Source organism: Pseudomonas syringae (assembly GCF_002157375.1).
In the GTDB taxonomy this organism is placed as follows: domain Bacteria; phylum Pseudomonadota; class Gammaproteobacteria; order Pseudomonadales; family Pseudomonadaceae; genus Aquipseudomonas; species Aquipseudomonas syringae_T.
Genome location: NZ_MTSA01000005.1, coordinates 1 through 24,245 on the forward strand (window position 1 = coordinate 1; position 24,245 = coordinate 24,245).

At 61.1% G+C, this 24,245-nt stretch carries 7 protein-coding genes; 4 read left to right on the forward strand and 3 right to left on the reverse strand.

The window, feature by feature from the left end; all coding sequences use genetic code 11:
- The 3 genes from BW686_RS07125 to BW686_RS07135 all read left to right on the forward strand — a co-directional run.
- Positions 1 to 15,048: non-ribosomal peptide synthetase (locus BW686_RS07125; protein WP_143514159.1), on the forward strand; the 15,048-nt coding region annotated here is incomplete at its 5' end.
- Between the two features lie 83 nt (positions 15,049 to 15,131).
- On the forward strand, positions 15,132 to 16,301 hold the full coding sequence (macA, locus tag BW686_RS07130) for a macrolide transporter subunit MacA (protein ID WP_084915652.1): 1,170 nt from the start codon (positions 15,132 to 15,134) through the stop codon (positions 16,299 to 16,301).
- Positions 16,298 to 18,265 (forward strand): MacB family efflux pump subunit, encoded by a 1,968-nt coding sequence (locus BW686_RS07135; protein WP_084915653.1) that lies wholly within the window; start codon positions 16,298 to 16,300, stop codon positions 18,263 to 18,265. Before macA ends, BW686_RS07135 begins: the two co-directional genes overlap by 4 nt.
- A 274-nt stretch (positions 18,266 to 18,539) precedes the next feature.
- Here BW686_RS07135 and BW686_RS07140 read toward each other — a convergent pair whose 3' ends face one another.
- From BW686_RS07140 to BW686_RS07150, 3 genes are all read right to left on the reverse strand, one after another.
- A complete protein-coding gene (locus BW686_RS07140) occupies positions 18,540 to 19,388 on the reverse strand; it encodes a helix-turn-helix domain-containing protein (protein WP_084915654.1) in 849 nt (282 codons plus the stop codon).
- 846 nt (positions 19,389 to 20,234) lie between these two features.
- Positions 20,235 to 21,680 carry an efflux transporter outer membrane subunit gene (locus BW686_RS07145; RefSeq protein WP_084915655.1) on the reverse strand — a complete coding sequence of 482 codons (1,446 nt, stop codon included), beginning with the start codon at positions 21,678 to 21,680 and terminating at the stop codon, positions 20,235 to 20,237.
- A 32-nt stretch (positions 21,681 to 21,712) separates the two neighbouring features.
- A complete protein-coding gene (locus BW686_RS07150) occupies positions 21,713 to 22,519 on the reverse strand; it encodes a helix-turn-helix transcriptional regulator (protein ID WP_084915656.1) in 807 nt (268 codons plus the stop codon).
- A 457-nt stretch (positions 22,520 to 22,976) separates the two neighbouring features.
- Between BW686_RS07150 and BW686_RS07155 the strand changes: the two genes are divergently transcribed.
- On the forward strand, positions 22,977 to 24,152 hold the full coding sequence (locus BW686_RS07155; protein WP_218775742.1) for an efflux RND transporter periplasmic adaptor subunit: 1,176 nt from the start codon (positions 22,977 to 22,979) through the stop codon (positions 24,150 to 24,152).
- The last annotated feature ends 93 nt before the right edge of the window (positions 24,153 to 24,245 follow it).

Consider the following 24,245-nt stretch of genomic DNA (forward strand, 5'->3'; position numbering starts at 1 on the left):
GAAGCGGTGGTCATCGCTCGCGAAGACCAACCGGGCGACAAACGCCTCGTGGCGTACGTCATTGCGCAAGAAGGAATTGAAATTTCCGCCGCTGACCTGCGCCAGCAATTGTTGCAGACCCTGGCCGAGCACATGCTGCCCAGCGCGTTCGTCACCCTGAAACAGTTGCCGCTGACCACCAACGGCAAGCTGGACCGCAAAGCGCTGCCAGCACCGGATCAATCGGCGCTGGCAAGCCGTGAATACGAAGCGCCGCAGGGCGAGGCGGAAGAAATCATCGCCCAGCTCTGGCAGGATCTGCTGGGTGTGGAACGGGTAGGCCGTCATGACCACTTTTTCGAGCTGGGCGGCCATTCGCTGCTCGCGGTGAAGCTGATCGAGCGCATGCGTCAGCAGAACCTCAGCGCTGACGTACGAGTCTTGTTCGGTCAGCCGACATTGGCGGCGCTGGCCGCTGCGGTGGGCGGCCAGCACGACATCGGGGTGCCCGAGAATCTGATTGACGAAAACTGCCAGCGCATCACCCCCGACCTGCTGCCGCTGGTGGAGCTGGATCAGGACGCCATCGACCGCATCGTCGCCAGTGTGCCGGGCGGCATCGCCAACGTGCAGGACATCTACGCGCTGGCGCCGTTGCAGGAAGGGATTTTGTATCACCACCTTGCCGCCACTGAAGGGGACCCGTACGTCTTGCAAGTGCTGTTCGGTTTTGACGACCGCGAGCGGCTGGAGAGTTTCGCCGGTGCCTTGCAAAGCGTGGTGAATCGCAACGATATTCTGCGCACCGCAGTGGTCTGGAAAGGCTTGAGCGAGCCGGTTCAGGTGGTCTGGCGCACCGCGACGCTGGATGTTCAGGAGGTCGCTGTGGAGCAGGGTGCGGGCGAATCGGTGCTGCAACAGTTGCAGCAGCGCTTCGACCCGCGCCATCACCGGCTGGATATCGCCCGTGCGCCGTTGATGCAACTGGCCTGCGCGGCAGACCCTGACAACAACCGCTGGGTCGGCATCCTGCTGTTCCATCACATGGCCCTTGACCACACTGCACTGGAAGTCGTGGTGCAGGAAATGCAGGCCAGCCTGATGGGGCTTGCCGCCCAACTGCCGCCCGCCGTGCCGTATCGCAACCATGTGGCACAGGCCCGCATGGGCGTGAGCCGCGAAGAGCACGAAGCGTTTTTCCGCGACATGCTGGCTGACATCGATGAGCCGACGCTGCCGCTGGGCCTGCAGGATGTGCAGGGCGATGGCAGTGGCATCGAAGAAGTTCACCTGATGCTGGACGCCTCCCTGAGTGCAAGGCTGCATGCCCAGGCCCGTCTTCTGGGGGTCAGCGCTGCCAGTGTGATGCACCTGGCCTGGGCGCAAGTGGTCGGTCGCCTGTCCGGGCGAGAGGATGTGGTGTTCGGTACGGTGCTGATGGGCCGCATGAGCGGCACTGCCGGCACCGACCGCGCGCTCGGGATGTTCATCAATACCTTGCCGCTGCGTATCAGTGTGGGCAGGCAGGGCGTGCAGGCAGGCGTAAAAGCCACGCACGCCCGGTTGTCGGCCTTGCTCGGGCACGAACATGCCTCGTTGTCTCTGGCGCAACGGTGCAGCGGCGTGCCGTCCGCACTGCCGCTGTTCAGCACCTTGCTCAATTACCGCCACAGCGCCGGGCAGACCTCGGCGCCTGAAACCGTCGCGGTGTGGTCAGGCATCCAGACCCTGGCGATGGAAGAACGGACCAACTACCCGCTCATGCTCAATGTGGACGATCTGGGTGAGGCATTCATGCTCACGGCCCAGGCCGTCGCCGACATTGGCGCGCAGCGGACCTGCGCCTTCATGCAGACCGCGCTGGAAAGCCTGGTACTGGCACTGGAAGAAAGTCCGCAGGCCCCGCTGAGCAGCCTGGCGGTGTTGCCTGAAGCCGAACGAAACACGCTGCTGGTGACCTTCAACGACACCGCCGCGGCCTATCCCGACACGCAGACCATTCACGGCCTGTTCGAAGCCCAGGTCGAGCGCACGCCGGACGCGTTGGCACTGGTGCATGGCGAAGAACAGCTGAGCTACAAAACCCTGAATGAGCGTGCCAACCGCCTGGTGCATCACCTGCGCAATCAGGGCGTCAAGCCGGACGCCCGGGTCGGTATCTGTGTAGAGCGCGGCGTGGACATGGTCGTGGGGCTGCTGGCCATTCTGAAAGCCGGCGGCGCTTACGTACCGCTTGATCCTGCCTATCCCGCCGAACGCATCGCTTACATGCTGCAAGACAGCGCGCCGACAGCGATTCTGGCCCACGCGGCCAGCCATGACAGGCTGGAGGCATCGTCGGCAACGCTGATTTCGCTGGATCACTGCACCTGGCTGAACGAGTCACCCAACAACCCGCGTGTACCCGGTCTTGCCGCCGACAACCTGGCTTATGTGATTTACACCTCGGGTTCCACCGGCCTGCCGAAAGGGGTAATGATCGAACACCGCAACACGGTCAATTTCCTGACTTGGGCGCAACAGTCGTTCGAACCGTCGGTGCTGGCGAAAACCCTGTTTTCCACCTCGCTGAACTTTGACCTGGCGGTCTACGAGTGTTTCGCACCGCTGGTTTCGGGTGGCTCAATCGAGGTGGTGAGAAACGTACTGGCCCTGCAAGACGGCCCACATGACGTCACGCTGGTCAACACCGTGCCCTCGGCCCTGAAAGCGCTGCTGGATTCCGGGGGCCTCAACGCAAGCGTTCACACCGTCAACGTGGCCGGTGAAGCGCTCAAAGGCCAACTGGTGCAGGACCTGTTTGATCGCACGGGTGTGCAACGTCTGTGCAACCTGTATGGCCCGTCGGAAACCACCACCTATTCAAGCTGGGTGCAAATGCACCGCAAGGACGGGTTCGCCGCGCACATCGGCAAGCCGGTGGCCAATACCCGGTTCTATCTGCTGGATGAGCACCATCAACTCGTGCCGCAGGGCGTTGCCGGCGAGATGTACATCGGCGGTGCCGGGGTAGCCCGTGGCTATCTGAACCGTGATGACCTGACCGCCGAGCGTTTCCTGAAGGATCCGTTCAGTGAAGACCCGACGGCGCGCATGTACCGCACGGGCGATCTGGGGCGCTGGCTGGCGGATGGCAACCTGCTGTACCTGGGCCGTAATGACCACCAGGTGAAAATCCGTGGTTTCCGTATCGAACTGGGCGAGATAGAAACCTGCCTGGCGACGCATGCCCGAATCAGGGAAGCCGTGGTGATCGCTCGCGAAGACGTGCCGGGCGACAAACGCCTGGTGGCGTACTTCACCGCCGACGGCGAAGGCCTCGACATCGAGGAGCTGCGCACGCACTTGCTGGCCCGTCTTCCGGAATACATGGTGCCGGTGGCGTACATCGCGTTGCAGGCACTGCCCCTGACACCCAACGGCAAGCTGGACCGCAAGGCGCTTCCGGCCCCCGATCAACAGGCGCTGGTCTCCCGTGCCTATGCCGCACCTCAGGGCGAAATCGAGGTTGCGCTGGCGCACCTGTGGCAAGAATTGCTGGGGCTTGAGCGAGTAGGGCGCCACGATCAGTTCTTCGCGCTGGGCGGCCATTCGCTGCTGGCCATCCGCTTGATCTCCCAAGTCAGGCTGCGCCTGGGCGTCGAGCTGAGCCTGGCCGAGCTGTTCACCCATGCCGAGCTGTCTGCCCTGGCTGACTTGCTGGCGAAAGCAGGGCGCAGCACCTTGCCTGACATCGTCAGGGTGTCCCGTGACGAAGACCTGCCGCTGTCGTTCGCGCAACAACGTTTGTGGTTTCTCGCGCAGATGGAAGGCGGGAGCACGGCCTACAACATGCCGGCGGGCCTGCGGTTGCGCGGCTCGCTGGATGTCGACGCGCTGCAACGCGCCATTTCACGCATCGTGGCCCGCCACGAAGCACTGCGCACGCGCTTCGCCGTACGTGACGACCAGCAGCCGGTGCAGCAGATCGTTCAGGCCGATGAAGCGTTCGCGCTGACGCATGTTGATCTTCAGGCCTTTGACGACCGTGAAGAACAACTGCTGGTCATGGCGCGGGAAGAAGCGGTCACGCCATTCGACCTGGCCACCGGCCCCCTGATCCGCGGACGGCTGATTCGTCTGGGCAGCGAAGACCACGCCTTGCTGGTCACCCTGCATCACATTGTCTCTGACGGCTGGTCGCTGGGCGTACTGACCCAGGAACTGACCGCGCTCTACGAGGCGTTTGCTCAAACGGAACAAGACCCGCTGCCGCCGCTGGCTGTGCAGTACGCGGATTACGCCATGTGGCAGCGCCGCTGGCTCAGTGGCGAGGTGCTGGAGACGCAAAGCCGCTACTGGCAGCAAACGCTGGCCGACGCGCCGGCACTGCTGGCCCTGCCGACCGACCGACCGCGCCCCGCGCAGCAGGATTATGCAGGTGCCACTTTGGGCATCGTGCTTGATGCGCAACTGACCCAAGACCTCAAGGCACTCGGCCAGCGTCACGGCATGACCCTGTACATGACCGTGCTGGCTGGCTGGGCGGCACTCTTGAGTCGCCTGTCCGGGCAGGACGATGTGGTCATCGGTTCGCCGATGGCCAACCGGATGCGCGCCGAAGTCGAGCCGTTGATTGGCTTCTTCGTCAACACCCTGGCGGTGCGCATCGATGTGTCGGAAGCCCCGACCGTCGAGGCGTTGCTGGCGCGGACCAAGGCTCAGGTGCTAAGCGCCCAGGCCCATCAGGACCTGCCGTTCGAGCAGGTGGTGGAAGTCGTCAAACCGGTGCGCAGCCTGGCGCACAGCCCGGTGTTACAGGCCATGTTGAGCTGGCAGGACGCCAGCGGGACCGACCTGACGTTTGCCGGTCTTGCACTGGAAGGCATTAGTGTCGCCAACACCGTGTCCAAATTCGACCTGTCGCTGGACATGGGCGAACTGCAGGGCCAACTCGTCGGCAGCCTGGAATACGCCACGGCGCTGTTCGATGAAACCACCGTGCGCCGCTACATCACGTACTTCGAACGCCTGCTGCGCGGCATGGTGGCCAGTGAACGCAAGCCGGTTTCCGCCATCGACTTGCTGGACAGCCAGGAACGCCAGCACGTGCTGAACGAGCTGAACAGCACACGGACGACCTACCCGGAGACCTGCACCACACACCGGCTGTTCGAAGAGCGCGTCGCCGCCCACCCGCAAGCGATTGCTGTGGTCTGCGAAGGCGAACACCTGACGTATGAGCAACTCAACTTGCGCGCCAACCGCGTGGCACACACGCTGATCGGGCTGGGTGTCAGCCCGGATGATCGTGTGGCGATCTGCGTGGAGCGCGGCATCGACATGGTGGTCGGCCTGCTGGGCATCCTCAAGGCCGGTGGCGCCTATGTGCCGCTGGACCCGGCTTACCCGGCGGATCGCCTGCAGTTCATGCTGCAGGACAGTACGCCGATGGCCATTCTCAGCCATCGCGATCTGCACCACCGATTGCCGAACCTGAACCTCCCGCTACTGGCACTGGACGCACCGCTGACCGGCGCCGAGCACAACCCGGACATCGAAGGCCTGACGGCACGGAATCTGGCGTATGTGATCTACACCTCGGGCTCGACCGGCAACCCTAAGGGGGTGATGATCGAGCATCGCGGGCTGGTCAACTACAGCCTGGACGCCGCGCGCCTGTTCGAACTCGACGCGCACGACACGGTGCTGCAGCAAAACTCGCTCAACTTCGACCTGTCCGTGGAAGAGACCTTCCCGACGCTGCTGGCCGGCGCGACGCTGATGCCGACCCGAGAGATTTTCGGCAGTGAAGGCTTGCCCGGTGATCCGCAGGCAGAACCGAGCATGCTGCACATGACCGCCGCGCACTGGCACACCCTGACCGGCGACTGGCATCAGCAGCCGCAACTGGCGGCGCAGGCGCTGGCCGGCGTCAGGCTGATCAACGTCACAGGCGATGCGCTTTCGGCGCAGAAACTTCAGTGGTGGGACGCGTTGCGCCCGGCGCATACGCGACTGATCAATACCTACGGCCCGACCGAGGCGACGGTGTCCTGCACCGCCGCTTACGTGGACAGCGACCCGCACACCCACAACGTCAGCATCGGCAAGCCGATGGCCAATACGCGGATTTACCTGCTTGACGCCTGGCAGCAGCCGGTTCCTCAAGGCGTGGCCGGTGAAATGTACATCGGTGGCGATGGCGTGGCCCGTGGCTACCTCAATCTCGACAAGGTCAACGCCGAACGCTTCCTGGCGGATCCTTTCAGCGCCGAGCCAGGCGCGCGGATGTACCGGACAGGCGACCTGGCACGTTATCTGGACGACGCAAGCCTGCAATACCTGGGGCGTAACGACTTCCAGGTCAAGGTGCGGGGTTTCCGTATCGAGCTGGGCGAAATCGAAACCCGTCTGGGCGAATGCGCTGGCGTCAAGGAAGCCGTGGTCATTGCCCGCGAGGACATACCGGGCGAGAAGCGTCTGGTGGCCTATGTGGTGCCACACACCGGGCACAGCCTGTCGGCGGCCGGATTGCGTGACACACTCGCGCCGCAACTGGCGGAATACATGCTGCCAGGCGCTTTCGTGATCCTTGAATCACTGCCGCTGACCCCCAACCGCAAGCTGGATCGCAAGGCGCTGCCGATGCCTGAAGGCGATGCGTTCGCCAGCCGTCTGCACGAGCCACCGCAGGGCGCGACCGAAATCGCGCTCGCGCAGATCTGGCAGGACTTGCTGAACATCGAGCAGGTTGGCCGCTGTGATCACTTCTTCGAACTGGGCGGTCACTCTCTGCTGGTGATGCGTCTGATCTCTCACGTTCGTCAGCGTCTAGGGGCGGAGTTGCGGCTGATGGACGTGTTTGCCCAGCCGACCCTGGAAGCGATGGCCAGAGAGCTGGCGCAATCGGCACGCACCTCGCAACCTTCGGTGGTTGCGGTGACACGGGATCAGGCGTTGCCGCTGTCGTTTGCACAGCAACGGCTGTGGTTCCTGGCGCGACTGGAAGGTGACAGCGCGGCTTATCACATCCCGGCGGGCTTGAGATTGCGCGGCGAACTGGATGCCGATGCCCTGCAAAGCGCCCTGGACCTGATCGTGGCGCGCCATGAGTCGTTGCGAACCACCTTTGCTCAGCAGCCAGGCCATGAGGCCGAACAACGTATTGCGCCAGCAGACAGCGGTTTTGAACTGCGTTTGCAGACGCTCGAGGGGCAACCCGACGCCGAGCAGGCGCTTGCGGTGCTGATGGCGGATGAAGCCCGTGCGCCGTTTGACCTGGGCACCGGTCCGCTGGTGCGCGGCAGGCTGATTCGCATGGATGACGAGGACCATGTGCTGCTGGTGACGATGCACCACATCATTGCCGACGGCTGGTCTTCGGACATCTTCACGCGTGAGCTGGGGGTTCTTTATGAAGCCCTGCGCAACGGCGATCCCGACCCGATGCCGGCCTTGGCAGTGCAGTACGCCGACTACGCAATGTGGCAGCGCTGCTGGCTGACCACCGAGGTGCTGCAACAACAAAGCGGCTACTGGCAACAGGCGCTGTCTGGCGCCCCGGCCTTGTTGAGCCTGCCTACTGATCGTTCGAGGCCTGCACAGCAGGAATACGCGGGCGATGCGGTCGGCGTGGTGATTGATCAGGCACTGACCGAACAACTCAAGACACTCAGCCAGCGGCAGGGCACTACGCTGTTCATGACCGTACTGGCGGCCTGGGCAACGGTACTGGGCCGTCTTGCCAGCCAGGATGACGTGGTCATCGGCACACCCGTCGCCAATCGCAGCAGGGTCGAGGTCGAAGGGCTGATCGGGCTGTTCGTCAACACCCTGGCCTTGCGTGTCGATCTGGCGGCCGACCCGACGGTCGAGTCGCTGCTTCAGCAGGTCAAGGCGCGTACGCTGGAGGCCCAGGCCCACCAGGACTTGCCGTTCGAGCAGGTGGTGGAAGCGGTCAAACCGGTCCGCAGCCTGTCACACAGCCCGATCTTCCAGGCCATGCTGTCCTGGCAGAACGGCGCAGGTGAATCGCTGGCGCTTGGCGACATGAACCTGCAGGCCATCGGCGTCAGCAGCCGCACGGCGAAGTTCGACGTGTTGCTCGACATGGCGGAAGTCGGCGGTTGCCTGTATGGCTCGCTGGAGTATGCAACCGCGCTGTTCGACCGCAGCACCGTTCAGCGTCATCTGGGTTATCTAGAGGCCGTACTGCGCGGCATGGTGGCTGACAGTCGAGCGGTCGTGACCCACATTCCGCTGTTGCAGGATGACGAGCGCCAACAGTTGATCGAAGGCTTCAATGCAACCGAGGTGAGCTACCCGCAAGGCCTCACCTTGCACGGCCTGTTCGAAGCGCAAGTGCAGCGCACCCCGGACGCGATAGCCGTGACGTTCGAAGATGCATCCTGGAGTTATACGACGCTCAACGCCCAGGCCAACCGGATCGCTCACCGTCTGACGAGCATGGGCATTCGGGTGGATGACCGTGTCGCCATCTGCACGCAACGCAGTCTGCAAATGGTGGCGGGCCTGCTGGGGATTCTCAAGGCCGGTGCTGCCTACGTGCCGCTGGACCCGGATTACCCTGCTGAACGACAGGCGTACATGCTCGAAAACAGCGCGCCTGTGGCGATACTGGCCCAAGCCGCGTTGCAAGACAGCCTGCCGCCTTGCCCGGCGCCTGTGTTGCTGCTCGATGGCCAAGGCGCAGACGACCTGTTTGCCGGCCAGCCTGACCACAACCCGGTGATCGACGACCTGACCGCCAGGCACCTGGCGTATGTCATCTACACCTCTGGCTCTACCGGCCAGCCTAAAGGCGTGATGAATGAACACGCCGGTGTGGTCAACCGCTTGCTGTGGATGCAGGACGAATACGGCCTGGATGAAACGGACGTGGTGTTGCAGAAAACCCCGTTCAGTTTCGATGTGTCGGTCTGGGAGTTCTTCTGGCCGCTGTTTAATGGCGCCCGTCTGGTGATGGCGCGTCCTGGCGGCCATCGTGAGCCGGCGTACCTGTGCGAAGCCATTCAGGCTCAAGGAGTCACGACGCTGCACTTTGTGCCTTCGATGCTGGAAATCTTCCTGGCCCACGGCACACCGGCGTATTGCGACAGCCTGAAACGGGTGATGTGCAGCGGTGAAGCATTGCCGGGGCATCTGGTGCGACGCTTCAAGGCGCAACTGACCCGTGCGGGGCTGTTCAACCTGTACGGCCCGACCGAAGCAGCCGTGGACGTCACTGCCTGGGACTGCTCAGGGCCAGAAACGCCGGACAACACGCCGATCGGCAAGCCTGTCGCGAACACGCGAATGTACGTGCTCGACAGCGTCGGTCAACCCGTGCCGCTGGGCTGCACGGGCGAAATCTACATTGCAGGTGTGCAAGTGGCGCGCGGCTATCTGGGGCAACCGGAGCTGACCGCCGAGCGCTTCCTGCAAGACCCGTTCAGCGATGTCCCGGCCGCCCGCATGTACCGCACCGGCGATGTCGGCTGCTATCAGGCAGACGGCACGCTGATGTATCTGGGCCGCAACGATGACCAGATCAAAATCCGCGGTTTCCGCATTGAGCTGGGGGAAATCGCGGCCCGCCTGAGCGATCACCCGGGGATTCTCGACGCTGTGGTCGTGGCTCGCGAGGATGCGCCGGGAGACAAGCGACTGGTTGCCTACTACACCTCGGCAGAGGATCAGAGCGACCTGGGTGTGGAGCAGCTGCGAAGTCACCTGGCGGCCTTGCTGCCCGAATACATGGTGCCTGCCGCCTACGTGCGACTCGCCAGCCTGCCTCTGACAGCGAACGGCAAACTGGACCGCAAAGGCCTTCCCGCGCCGGATCGCGACAGCATTGCCAGCCGGGCTTATGAAGCACCGCAGGGTCCGATTGAAATGGCACTGGCCAGCCTTTGGGCCGACCTGCTGCAGGTCGAGCAGGTCGGGCGTCACGACCATTTCTTCGAACTGGGCGGGCATTCGCTGATGGCGGTCACGCTGATCGAGCGCATGCGTCAGATCGGGCTGAGTGCCGATGTTCGTGTGCTGTTCGGTCAACCGACGCTGGCTGCTCTGGCTTTGGCGGTAGGTGAAAACCATGAGGTGGCGGTGCCGGCCAACCTGATCGCTGCACAGGGCTGCACACGCATCACCCCGGCCATGCTGCCCTTGCTCGACCTGACCCAGGACGAAATCGACGGGCTGCTGTCGGCCGTTCCCGGGGGCGTCGCCAATGTTCAGGATATTTACCCGCTGGCGCCGCTACAGGAGGGGATTCTGTATCACCACCTGGCCTCCACCGGCCCCGGCGATTCTTACCTGCAGCAGGCACTGTTCACCTTCGAGGACCAGGACCGACTGGACGCGTTTGTCGCGGCGCTGCACGGGGTGATCGCCCGCCACGACATTCTGCGCACCGCCGTGTTCTGGGAAGGGCTGAGCGAGCCGGTGCAAGTGGTGCTGCGTGAAGCGCCGCTGCCCATCGAGGTCGTGACGCTGGACCCACGCCACGGCGAGCTGGAGACGCAATTGCGCGACCGCTTCGACCCGCGCCAGTATCGTCTGGACGTCCGTCAGGCACCGTTGCTGCGTCTGGCCTACGCCTATGACGACGAGCAGGCGCGCTGGGTCGGCATCCTGCTGTTCCATCACATCGCACTGGACCACACGGCGCTGGACATCGTCCAGGCTGAAATGCAGGCGTTCCTCACCGGACAGCAGGCACAACTGGGCGCTGCGGTGCCTTATCGCAACTACGTTGCTCAAGCCCGGCTGGGTGCCGGCGCACAGACGCACGAAGCGTTCTTCAAGGAAATGCTCGGCGACATCACGACCCCCACGCTGCCATTCGGCCTTCACGATGTGCAGATGGACGGTAACGGGATCGAGCAGGCCCGTCAGGTGCTGGATGAAACCCTTTCGGAACGCATACGTACCTGCGCCCGACAATTGGGGGTCAGTGCGGCCAGCCTGCATCATCTGGCGTGGGCACAGGTGTTGAGCCTGCTCAGCGGCCGCGACGATGTGGTATTCGGCACGCTGCTGATGGGCCGCATGCAGGGCGGCGAAGGTGCTGATCGGGCGCTGGGTCTGTTCATCAACACCTTGCCGATCCGCATCGACACGGGTGAGCAAAGCGTCAGTAACGGCGTGCGCTCGACCCACACAGCGCTGGCGTCCTTGCTGCTTCATGAGCATGCGTCGCTGGCAATGGCTCAACGCTGCAGTGGCATCGCGGCACCCGCGCCGTTGTTCAGTGCGCTGCTGAATTATCGTCACAGTGCGGCGCAGGCCGATGCCCATACCCAGGCGGCATGGTCTGGTATCCAGGGGCTTGGCGGCGAGGAGTGGAGCAACTATCCGCTGGCGCTGAACGTGGATGATCTGGGCGAAGGCTTTGCACTCACCGCACAGGCCGTTCCAATAGCCGGGGCTGCGCGCATCTGCGGCTACATGAGCCGGGCGCTGTACAGCCTGGTCGAAGCGCTGGAGCACACACCGGACAAGCCGCTGCATGAGTTGCAGGTGATGCCGCTGGCCGAACGTCGTCAGGTATTGCTCGAGTTCAATGACACCGACACGGACTACCCGTCGGATAACGCGGTGCATCAGCTGTTTGAAGCGCATGCGAAGCTGACGCCGCAGGCCATTGCGGTGGACCACGCCGGCATTCAGACCTCGTATGAGGTTCTGAATGACAAAGCCGAGGCCCTGGCCCTGCGGCTCAGGCATGAAGGCGTCGGGCAGGGTGATTGCGTGGCCATCCTGCTGAACCGCTCGCTGGAGTGGCTGGTCAGCGCCTTGGCCGTGCTCAAGTGCGGAGCTGTTTATGTGCCGCTGGATCGCCAGGCACCTGAAGATCGCCTGCGCTTCATTCTGCAGGACAGCGCCGCAGTGCTGACGTTGAGCCTGGCCGGTATGCCGATTCCGGAAGGCACCCGCTGGCTGGACCTCGCGGCACCTTCAGAGCCGGCGTTCGAAAGTCAGGTGACGCCAGTCGAGACGGACGCTGAAGCCCCGGCGTACATCATGTACACCTCCGGCTCCACCGGCACGCCAAAAGGTGTCGTCGTGCCGCACCGTGGTATCGCCCGACTGGTGGTGAACGCCGCTTATGCGCAGTTCCGGGCCGATGATCGAACCGCCTTTGCGTCGAACCCGGCATTCGACGCCAGCACGCTCGAAATCTGGGGCGCGCTGCTGAACGGCGGCCGGCTGGTGATCATCGACCACGAGTGCCTGCTGGATCCGGCGCGTTTCGCTTCCACGCTGGAGAGCAGCAGGGTGAGCGTGCTGTTTTTGACCACCGCCGTGTTCAATCATTACGCGGACCTGATGACGCCGACGCTGGCCGGCCTGCGCCTGCTGATTTCCGGCGGCGAGCGTGCCGACCCGCAGGTGTTCAGGAAGATGCGCGAAGCGGCACCGGCGCTGAAACTGATCAACGCCTATGGCCCGACGGAAAACACCACGCTGAGCACCACCTACAGCGTGGAGGATGTTTCGTCTGACGTAGACAACCTGCCGATCGGTCGTCCGATCTCGAACACGCAGGCGTACGTACTGGATCAGCGGCAAAAACCGGTTCCTGTCGGCGTTGCCGGGGAGATCTGCCTCGGTGGCGACGGCGTGGCGCTGGGCTATCTGAACCGTGCGGACCTGACCGCCAACGCCTTCATCGAGGACCCCTTCGGCGCTGGCGACGGTGCGCGTCTTTACCGCACCGGTGACATGGGCTGCTGGAGAGCGGACGGCACGCTCGACTATCTGGGCCGCTCCGACAATCAAATCAAACTGCGCGGCTACCGAATCGAGCCGGGCGAGATCGAATCAAGGTTGAATCTTCATATGTCTGTCAACGAAACCTTCGTGGTCGCACGGCAATCAGCGGCGGCCGGGCACTACCTGGCCGCTTATTTCACGGCTCATGGCGAGGTGGCCATTGATGACCTGCGAGCACACATGCAAGGGCAACTGCCCGATTACATGGTGCCGACAGCCTTTGTACGGCTCGAACGCCTGCCACTGACCCTGAACGGCAAGGTGGACACCAAGGCCTTGCCTGTACCGGACGAACTGGCGCTGGTCGGTCGGGGTTATGAAACACCTGAAGAAGGCCTGGAAACAGCCCTCGCACAGGCATGGGCGCAGGTCCTGCACGTCGAGCGAGTGGGGCGCCACGACCGGTTCTTCGAGCTGGGCGGGCATTCGCTGCTGGCTGTACGACTGGTCGGCGCGCTGGCGCAGATCGACCCGGCGGTCACCCTGTCCGAGGTGTTCGAGCACGATAGCGTCGCAGCAATGGCGCAGTTGATCCAGAACCGCACGGCCACACAGAACGAGCGCGATGCCGCAGTCCCTGTCCGTCGCAGCGGCAGCCGTTCACCGATCTTCCTGGTTCATGAATTCAGTGGTCTGGACGTGTATTTCCCGGTACTCGGCAAGCACATCGACCCGGACACCCCGGTCTACGGGCTGCCCGCGCTGGCGTGGGGCGAAACGCAGTTGCAGACGCTGGAATGCATGGCGACCCGGCTGCTGGGGTTGATGCGCAACGTGCAGCCGCAAGGGCCTTATCGTCTGGCCGGGTGGTCGTTTGGCGGGGTGCTGGCGTATGAGATCGCCAATCAACTCATCGCCCAGCAGGAGCAGGTCGAGTTCCTCGGGCTGATCGACAGTTACTACCCGCGCTGTGTGGATCAGGGACGTGAGCGCTGGAACCCCGAACGCGCGCATGCCTTGCACCTGCTGGACCGTTGCGAAGTGTTGAACACGGCCAGTACGGCTGAAGGTGCCGAGCGCGCCCGAATCGGTGCCGCACTGTCAGCATTGCACTCGAACGCCAGCGCAACGGATTTCGACACGCTGTTGGCCGCCTGCCGTGAGCAGCGCGTCTTGCCGGCCGAAATGACCACGTTGAGTCGCGATGAGCTGTGGGCTTACCTGGACCGCGAAGTGGCACATGGTCGTGCGCTGGCCAATTACACGGTTTACCCGATCCCGGTGGCCGTACACCTGTTCGTCGCTGCCGAGCGCGCTGCGGATGCTCCGGCCCATGAGGGCTGGCTGGGCTGGGAGGCGGTCATGCCCGCTGCACAGCTACGCTGCGTCTCGGTGCCCGGTGATCACCAGACCCTGATGCAGGTGCCCCATGTCGAGGTGCTGGGTCAGGCCATCAGTGCAGCCCTGGCTGAAGGCAAAGCGCCGATGACAGCGACCTCTTTCAAGCCTTTGCTGACGATTCAGTCGGGCCGTAGCGATCATGTTCCGGTGTTCTGTGTACCGGGCGCCGGGGACAGCGTGACCGGGTTCATAGGATTGGCGGACGCGGTCGGCCCGCATTGGCCGCTGCATGGGCTGCAGCCGCGAGGCCTGGATGGCGCGAGCGTTCCGTTCGGGCTGGTGGAGACCGCTGCGCAGGCTTACCTGGCCGAGATCGAACAGATCCACCCGCGAGGTCCGGTGCATCTGCTCGGGCATTCATTCGGCGGCTGGGTGGTGTTTGAAATGGCTAACCGCCTCAAGGCCGAAGGACGCGAAGTGGCGTCGCTGACCCTGATCGACAGCGAGTCACCCGGCGGCAACGGCGTGGTCGGCAGGCCTTACACGGGGAGCGGGGTGCTCAGGCGCCTGATCGAGGCGATTCAGCTGTCGTCCGGCAAGTCGCTGCACATCGACGCTGCTGCATTCGCCACTCAGGACGACGCTGGCCAGATGCGCATGCTGCACGCCGGCATGGTCCGGGCGGGCATCCTGCCAGCCCGTTCGCCGGTCAATTCGATGTCGGGTCCGGCGCGTGCCTTCGGCATGGCACTGCGTACCCGCTATCAACCGGTTCACCAGTACGACAGCCCCGTCAGGCTGGTGCTGGCTGAAGACCCGACGCTGGATGCAGCGAATAACCAACGTGAGCAGCAGGCAATGATCGATGGCTGGAAGGCACGGGTACCCAACCTGAGCGTCTGGTATGGCCCAGGCAATCATTTCACGATCCTCAAGGAACCCAACGTACGACGCCTGGCGCAATGGTGGCGCGAAGGACTGGCGGCAGAAGGCAGGGAAGTCAGCCATGACTCGGTCCCTCAGTAACAAAGGGATGGATGTATAGCCGCTTTAACCTTGTCCCGGCTGCCGGCCAGCCGGGTTTGTCCTAAACCTATTTGTGGTTCTTTATGCCAAAGTTCAAATTTCGCAAAACCGTCATCGTCCTGGGTCTGCTGACTCTTGTCGGGCTGGTCTACGCCAGCACGCGTTCCGAGGACGCTCCACCGCAATACCTGACGGCCAAGGCCGAGCGCGGCGACATCGAAAACTCGGTCCTGGCCACAGGCATTCTGCAGGGGGTCAAACAGGTCGATGTCGGCGCCCAGGTGTCCGGTCAGTTGAAGTCGCTCAAGGTCAAACTGGGTGATCAGGTCAAGAAAGGTCAGTGGCTGGCAGAAATCGACCCGGTCGTTCTGCAGAACTCGCTGCGCCAGGCCGAAGTCAACGAAGAAGACCTGATCGCCAAGAAGCAGGCCACCGCCGCCCAGCTCGCCAAGGCCAAGGCCACTTATGAAAGGGCCGTCAAATTGCGTCCGGACGATGCCGTCTCGAAACAGGATTTCGAGACCGCCGAATCGGACTATCAGGTCGAGGCGGCCAATCTTCGCTCTCTGAATGCGCAGTTGAAAGACGCGCGCATTCAGGTCGAGACGGCACGGGTCAATCTGGGCTACACGCGCATTGTCGCGCCCATCGACGGGGCGGTGGTCGGGATCGTTACTCAGGAAGGCCAGACGGTCATCGCTCAGCAACTGGCACCGGTTCTGCTCAAGCTGGCTGACCTGGACACCATGACCGTCAAGGCGCAGGTCTCCGAAGCCGACGTCATTCATATCAAGCAAGGCCAGGAAGTCTATTTCACGATTCTGGGTGAAGCCGATCATCGCTATTACGCCCAGTTGCGCGGCATCGAGCCTGCACCACAGAACTTTCTGGAGACACAGGCCAACAATGCCAGTCGCCAGAACACGGCGGTGTTCTACAACGCCCTGTTCGAAGTTCCCAATCCGGACCACAAGCTGCGGATCTCGATGACGGCGCAGGTGCGCATCGTGCTGTCCAAGGCCAAGGACGTGCTGACGGTGCCGGTCGCGGCGTTGGGCGACAAGGACAACGAAGGCCGTTTTGCGGTTCGCGTGCTGGATGCCGAAGGGAAAGCCCAGGTTCGTCAGGTGAAGACCGGCATCAATAACAACGTCCGTGTGCAGATCGACGATGGCCTGCAGGAAGGCGATCAAGTGGTCATCGGCGAACCGTCGACTGCAACCGCCGCCACCACGACGGGAGCGGGGGCATGACGACCACTCAACCGCTATTGGAACTGCAAGGCATCACTCGACGCTTCAGCGCCGGCGACAAGGATTTTCTGGCGCTCAATGACATCAATCTGACGATCAACTCCGGTGAACTGGTGGCGATCATCGGGGCTTCAGGCTCGGGCAAGTCGACATTGATGAACGTGCTGGGTTGTCTCGATCAGGCCGATGAGGGCAGTTACAAAGTCAGTGGCCGTGAAACGCACGCATTGGCCGACCATGAACTGGCCGCGTTGCGCCGCGACCACTTTGGCTTCATCTTCCAGCGCTATCACCTGCTGAGCCACCTGAGCGCCGTCAGTAACGTGGAAATGCCCGCTATTTATGCCGGCGTCGGCGAGACCGAGCGCACAGATCGTGCAAAGGAGCTGCTGTCCCGTCTAGGACTGAGCGATCACCTGAGCAACCGCCCCAATCAGCTGTCCGGCGGGCAGCAACAGCGGGTCAGCATCGCACGCGCGTTAATGAACGGTGGTGAGATCATTCTTGCCGATGAACCGACCGGCGCACTGGATACCGCCAGCGGCCGGGAGGTGATGAAGATCCTGCTGGAGCTCAATGCCGCCGGGCGGACCGTGATTCTGGTTACCCACGATGAAAAAGTCGCGGCCTATGCGGAACGTGTCATTGAAATCTCCGATGGCAAGATCATCAATGATCGCGTCAACCCCGCACGCCCCTCGATGGAGGTCGAAAAGCAAAGTGCCTTGCCGGTGAAGAAGCCACAGGGTAACCGTCTGGTGGCCAGCTTCGAACTGTTCCGCGAAGCCTTCACCATGGCCTGGGTCGCGCTGATATCACACCGAATGCGCACGCTGCTGACCATGCTGGGGATTGTGATCGGCATCACCTCGGTGGTTTCGATCGTGGCGGTGGGGGAAGGCGCCAAGCGTTATGTGCTCAACGATATTGCCGCCATCGGCAGCACGACCATCGAGGTGTTTCCAGGCACCGACTGGGGCGACAGCCGTTCTGCGGCAATCGAAACACTGTCGCTGGGCGATGTCGCTGCGCTGGGGGATCAATACTACATCGACAGCGCCACGCCGAATGTCGGGCGCAACCTGCTGCTGCGTTACCGCAACCTGGACGTGACCGCCACCGTCAACGGCGTGGGGGACAATTACTTCCGGGTACGCGGCATCAAGATGGGCGAGGGCGTGGGCTTCAGCAAGGAAGACAGCGTCAGGCAGGCGCAAGTCGTGGTCATTGACCACAATACCCGCACCCGGTTGTTCGGACCGAACGTCAACCCGCTGGGCCAGGTCATTCTGGTCGATAACCTGCCGTGTACGGTGATTGGCGTCACCGAAGACAAGAAAAGCGTGTTCAATACCAGCAAGAACCTCAACGTCTGGATGCCTTATGAAACAGCGTCGGGCCGATTGCTGGGCCAGCGTTACCTGGACAGCATCACGGTGCGCGTGAAAGATGGCCAACCCAGCAAGCTGGTGGAAGAGAACGTCACGAAACTGATCGAGAAGCGCCACGGCACCAAGGACTTCTTTACTTACAACCTGGACAGCATCATGCAGACCGTCCAGAAGACCAGCCAGTCGCTGGCGCTGCTGCTGTCATTGATCGCGGTCATTTCCCTGGTAGTGGGCGGCATCGGCGTGATGAACATCATGCTCGTCTCCGTCACCGAGCGAACGCGGGAAATCGGTATCCGTATGGCGGTAGGCGCACGACCGTCCGACATTCGGCAGCAGTTTCTGGTCGAGGCGGTGATGGTCTGTCTGCTGGGAGGCCTGATCGGGATCGGCCTGTCCTTTGCCATCGGCTACATCTTCTCGCTGCTGGTCAAGGAATGGCAGATGGTGTTTTCGATGGGCTCGATCATTACCGCGTTTGTCTGCTCGACCCTGATCGGCATCGTGTTCGGCTTTGTACCCGCCCGTAATGCTGCACGGCTCAACCCTATCGATGCGCTGGCCCGGGACTGATACAACCTGGCGCCGCACATTCCTCTGAACGCGCTCTTGACCGCTGGCCCTCGGGCCGGCGGTTTTGCATTGAAGCCCACGGAAAAAACCTGAACCTGATGGACGAGAATGCTCCGCGCCCCCGAACGGGACGAACAGTGCATTGATGAGAGGTGGCGAGTGCCGGATGGTGCAGCGGTCGCGGATCGAGCCCAGTAACAATCGGCCCAGACACCGGTGCCGCTGCATAATAGAAGAGTCTGTCAAGCGTTAAAAAATGAAAACAGGCGTCTGCTCAGACGGCCTTCTGAAACACCTCCATCGGACGTTGCACTCTGTGGGCTGCATGCAACCAGCGGAGCAGCGCACTGCGACCACCGATCCCCATTTTTACTGCCGCGCGTTTGAAGTAGCTCTCGACCGTGCTGACCTTCAACGCCAGCCTTTCCGCCAGCTGGGGCACCGTAAGACCGGCCAGCAGGCCGACGCAGACTTCGGTTTCGCGCAGAGACAGGCTCAGCCCTGATGCATCCAGGCGGCCGAGAAACCGCTGACGCAGACCTTCCATCGCATCACGGTCTTCCGAGCCACTGGAGACCGGCGCGGGCCGGGAGGAAACGAGGGTAGGGGTGACGGTCGCAATATGTTGCTTGACGATGGGCAGCACCACCCAGGACAAATCCTTGAGTTGAGCGCGTTCCTGGGGAGTGAATGCTTTGGCGGAAGGTGATCGATACACCGAGAGTACGTAATGCCCTTTCCCCGGATCAGCAAGGTGGACCTGAGGCGGTGCGGCGTGAGAGTGGATCTGGTTCGGATGCTTCTGCGAGTTGTAGGCCGGCGACTCGAACCTGATGGATTTATCGACTCGGGTATCTGCCAGCTCGGTAGGGCTCAGCAGAATGGGCTCAAGACGTCGGATGTCGATGCCTGACGTCACCGACGGATGAAGGTTTTTGGCGAGCGAGCCATTCGAGGAAAGGCCGGTGGGTTCACCGGCGGATCGCGTAAGGCCCTGAATGACATGCGTGGCATCCACGGGCAGTGAGGCGGTTATCATTTCGTGAAGCAGACGGGCGAACTGGCGGCTTCCAATACCAGAGATGACCTTGCCAAGGTGCGGAAAAAGTTGTTGTACGTTCATCGGAATTCCTTTTTCGTTTTATGAAAGAGACACGCTGAAGTAAAGCCAGGCACCGCAATGGTTCAGCAACTTAATTAATGGGCGCATGGGTTTTTTCCCAACCCTGCGGCTGCACAGATTACATGTCGACATTAATATGACTTTCACCCCCCTGAACAAGAGATTAAAAGTTGGACACTCGCGGTCCCGAAAAACATTCAACATTGAACGGGTCACGGTGTCACGTGAAACAAGTAGATTAAGCACACTCGGTACGCGTCCACCCTCAACAGTTATCGAGTCTGGCGTTAAGCGGGCACTCAGGAGCGGCGTTCATCTATTCCCGAATGACTGAATCAACACCCACAGGCCGCTGGCCAGTCGCCAGGACGCGCCGAGGGATTAAGAGGCTTTTCGATATCATTCAAGAGCATAGGCATGAGGCATGGACCTTATCAATATCCCTGTCGTTGGTGCATCCGAACACGTCGCTGGCTGTACAGAGTTCACGTTTAAAGCGCGAGCGTGTTTATATTAAGGTGACCATATGAGTGACAGAAACCGGTGACTAATCAACGCTGCTGTGTGACCGGCAGTCACCAACATAACCCAGGATCCGAACGCTAATCTCCCTGCCAGATTCCACTAGTAGAGCGCTTGCTCACACCGCGATTTTCGCGACGGCCTGATCTTCACACGGCCAGGTTTCAAAAACATGACAACTAAATTGGTACGGCAGTACACACAAGTAACGGAGCACGGGTTTCTTGTTTGTTAGTGTATGCTCAATTTTTTATTCTTCGATCATCTTTTGCTATGGCGTCTATTGTTTAATTCTATCCCTGCACAACCGATGTCTCGGTTGGTTTAGCCGTTCGAGGGCCGAACGGCCTGGTGCGAGAGAGAAGGGGTGAGCTCGGTCCAGCCTCCGCCGAGCGCTTTGTACAGATTGACCTCAGCCGTCAGTTGGGCGAGGCGATCAGCGATGAGGCTGCTCTGAGCAGTAAAGAGTGAGCGCTGGGCGTCCAGCAGCGTGAGGCTGCTGTCCAGACCGTTCCGGTAACGTGCCTCTGCCAGTCGATAGTAATCTTCGTTGGCTTTCAATGAGTCACGTTGCGCAATGAGTTGCTGCCTGTACGTCTGCCTGGCCGCCAGACCATCGGCGACCTCTTTGAAAGCGGTCTGTATGCTTTTTTCGTATTGCGCGATGCGAATGTCTTTCTGGATTTTTGAGTAATCCAGACTGGCTCGCAGGTTACCTGCGTTGAAAATCGGGATATTGATCTGTGGTTCGAAAAGCCATCCGCCCGAACCGGCCTTGAACAGGCCGGACAGCTCGGTGCTCGACGTACCTGCGCTTGCCGTCAGACTGATGCTCGGAAAAAAAGCGGCACGAGCCGCTCCGATATTGGCATTGGCGGCTTTCAGCAGGTGCTCGGCTTCCAGAATATCCGGACGGCGCTGCAGCAGTTCAGAAGGCAACCCGGCAGGCACGCCTCCCAGCAGCTCTTCACTGAGGGCGGTGGCCGGCAGGTTTTCCGAAACATCGGCGCCCACCAGCAATGTGAGGGCGTTCAGGTCCTGAGCGACCAGCCGCTCAAAATGAGCCGCGTTGGCCCGGGCACTTTCAACCGAGGTACGCGCCTGACTCACGGCCAGCGCAGAGGCTGTGCCAGACGAGTTTTGCAGCGAGGTCAATTTCAGGCTTTGCTCATAGGCTTTCAGCGTATCAAGCGTCAGCTTGAGCTGCTCCTGATCTGCACGCCAGGTCAGGTACGCCGTCGCCACATTGGCCACCAGACTCAGGTGCGTACTGCGCCGGGCCTGTTCGCTGGAAAGATACGTCTCCAGGTCTTCTTGAGCGAGGCTGCGATTTCGACCGAAAAGATCCAGCTCGTAAGCACTGATGCCCAACGATACTGAATAGGTGCTGCTGATCGCGCGCTCATCAAGCAATGACACATCGGTGGGCAGACTTTGCCGACTGCCCGAGCCACTGACCGACACCGCAGGAAACAGGTCACTGCGCTGGATGCGGTACTGCGCTTGATAGGCTTGTATGTTGAGTACCGCGACCCTCAGGTCACGATTGTTCGAAAGGGATTGCTCGATCACCCGGGCCAGAACCGAGTCCCGAAAGAAACTTCGCCAGCCCGGCAGTTCTGTCGCCTTATCGGCGGTGGTCATCGGCGCATAGGCTGATCCGGTCGGGTAGCCGGAAGCTACCGGGGAGGGAGGCCGCTCATAGTCAGGAATAAGCGAACAGCCACTGAGCAGTGATGTCGCCATTGCGCCTAGCACAAGATACTTCATATAAGATGCCTTTAAGGTCGTGCAGCCAAAGCTCAAGCCGTTTGAGTCACACCTGTCATCCACTTGACCAGACCGTGCCGCCCTTTGACGCCCAGTTTGGCGGCGGCGCGCTTCAGGTAGGTTTCGATGGAGCTGTTTTTAACGTGAAGCTTGTCGGCAAGTTCCGGAACGGTTGCCCCGGCAAGCAAGCCCAGGCAGATTTCCTTTTCGCGCAGCGACAACCTGACCTCCGAATGGCTCAGCTTTTCGTTGAACTCCCGTTGAAGCTGCTGACCGCCCTGGGTAACGGCATCGTTGTCGGCGTGTGCGGTACACAAGGTCCGCGTTGCCTGGGCATGTCGCTCCAGCAGCGGCAACAAAGCCTCTGAGAAATTCTTCAGAAATGATAATTCGTGCAGCGAAAAGTCACGCTGGGGATGCTGGCGGTGCAGGGAAATGACACAGCGTCTATTCGACTTGCGCGACACCAGGTTGCACTGATAAGTCACGGCCGAGCAGTTGCTGACCGGGGTGCCGCTAAACGGCGGCTTTAAGTGAATCAGCAGAAAGTCATCAACATTGACCATCCGGGCGAGCAGCATCTCGTTGTCCTGCGAGACGGGCGACGTCGCCGGCTTTTGCTCTGAGGTCTCTCGCCCAAGGGGCTGAATGCTGATGATGCTTCCTTCATGCTCATCAATCGTCCACTCACTCAGGTCCAGAAAATCAATGGGCACGGTGGCCGCGATCATCTGATACATATTCGAAGCGAACCTTGCATCGCCCACACTTGAGATCAACCTCCCCAGCTCCAGAAAATACGCTGACTGATTCCCCGTCATTCGTAAATTGGCTTTCATCACACATTCGCCCCCATGGCAATAGTCTCCAAATGATCCAAAAGCGACCTCACATAAAGGGCAGCCCTCTCGACGTTAAGCAGTGAGCATAATGTCCGATTGTAGGACAATATTACTAACGTATTAGAGAATTTACACATAGCGATCATTCCTAGTCTGTAAGGGAAATCGGGGACAAGCGTCCCTCTACAGAACGGGATGCAACTTTCAAACGCATGTTCCACCCCCTCACAAGTTCGAGAACGCCCGCCTGGCAAGGCCTCCGGGACAATGTCCCCGAATGCGGGGACAGACGCCCGCTCGCCCGGATGCTTCCATTGGCACAAGGCAGCAGGCTGGGTCCTGCTGGAAAATAAAGTCCTGGCAGCGAGGTGCAGACGCTCATGTACGCCCTTTATTCCAACGCCGCAAACTTGATCCGCCCAGGATCCGGACCGAATGCTGAACGGGATGTACGGTGAAGATCTTCCGATTTTTCAGAAATTTGAATTACCGCAAAATCATCTTGAGGATGATATTCATCGACCTGCTGGTCTCGCTGGCCGGCTATGCCTTCTATAAAGGCATCAGTGGCGAAGACGAGCCTGCTTTTCTCTCCGCCGCGGTTGAAGCCACGAACATTGAATACGCCGTGCAAGCGCAGGGCGTTTTTCAAGGAAGTCATCAGGTCGACGTGGGTGCTCAGGTGTCGGGGCAGTTGCAATCGTTGAAAGTCGCTCCCGGCGACAAGGTCCGAAAAGATCAGCTGTTGGCCGAGATCGATCCGCTGCCGGCGAAAAACGCACTGCGCCAGGCCGGCGTCAAAAGCGAGCAACTTGCCGCTGAAAGGGATGCAACGCTTCATAAACTGAAGCTTGCCGAGTCGACCTACCGCCGGTATCAAGCGCTCGAATCAACGGTCGCCGTCTCCAAAGAAGATCAAGACAAAGCGCGATTTGAATACGAGGCCGAGCGCGCCAACCTCACTTCGCTTTCCGCACAATTACACACGGCCCGGATCAAAGAAAAAACCGCGCAGATCAATCTCGATTACACACGCATCCTCGCGCCAATGGATGGCCGGATACTTGCCATCGTCACTCAAGAAGGCCAGACCGTTATCGCCGAGCAACTGGCCCCGGTCATTCTGAAGATGGCCCAAATCGACACCATGACCATCAAAGCACAGGTGTCCGAGGCAGATGTAGTGAAGATAAAACCCGGTCTTCCGGTGTACTTCACTATTTCGGGAGCCCCGGACACACGCCAAACCGCTACTTTGCGGTCCATAGAGCCAGGCCCTCTGGATGCAGCAAGCCAATCCAGTGGGTCAGGCAAAAACAAGGCCGTCTTTTATAACGCTCTTTTCGATGTTCCCAACCCTGATGGCCGGTTCTACATCAACATGACCGCCAACGTCAGAATCGTGCTCGAAGCGAAAGAGGGTGTGCTGACGATTCCTGTCTCGGCGCTGGGTGAGCGGAGCAAGGACGGACGCTACAGTGTGCGGGTGCTGGGGGAGGGTAATGAGGTCACAACCGAACAGGTGGGTGTCGGTATCAATAATCAGGTCCGGGTCGAGGTGCTTTCAGGGCTGAAGGCGGGGGACAAGGTTGTGATCGGGGAGGCGGCAGGAAGTAGCAAAGAGGGTTGATGTCCTTCGCAGGTAACATGGCTCTTTATGCCGGGAAGAGCTGACGCAATAAATTTGAAATATCCTGAAACATTCATCCGGCGACGCGGGTCA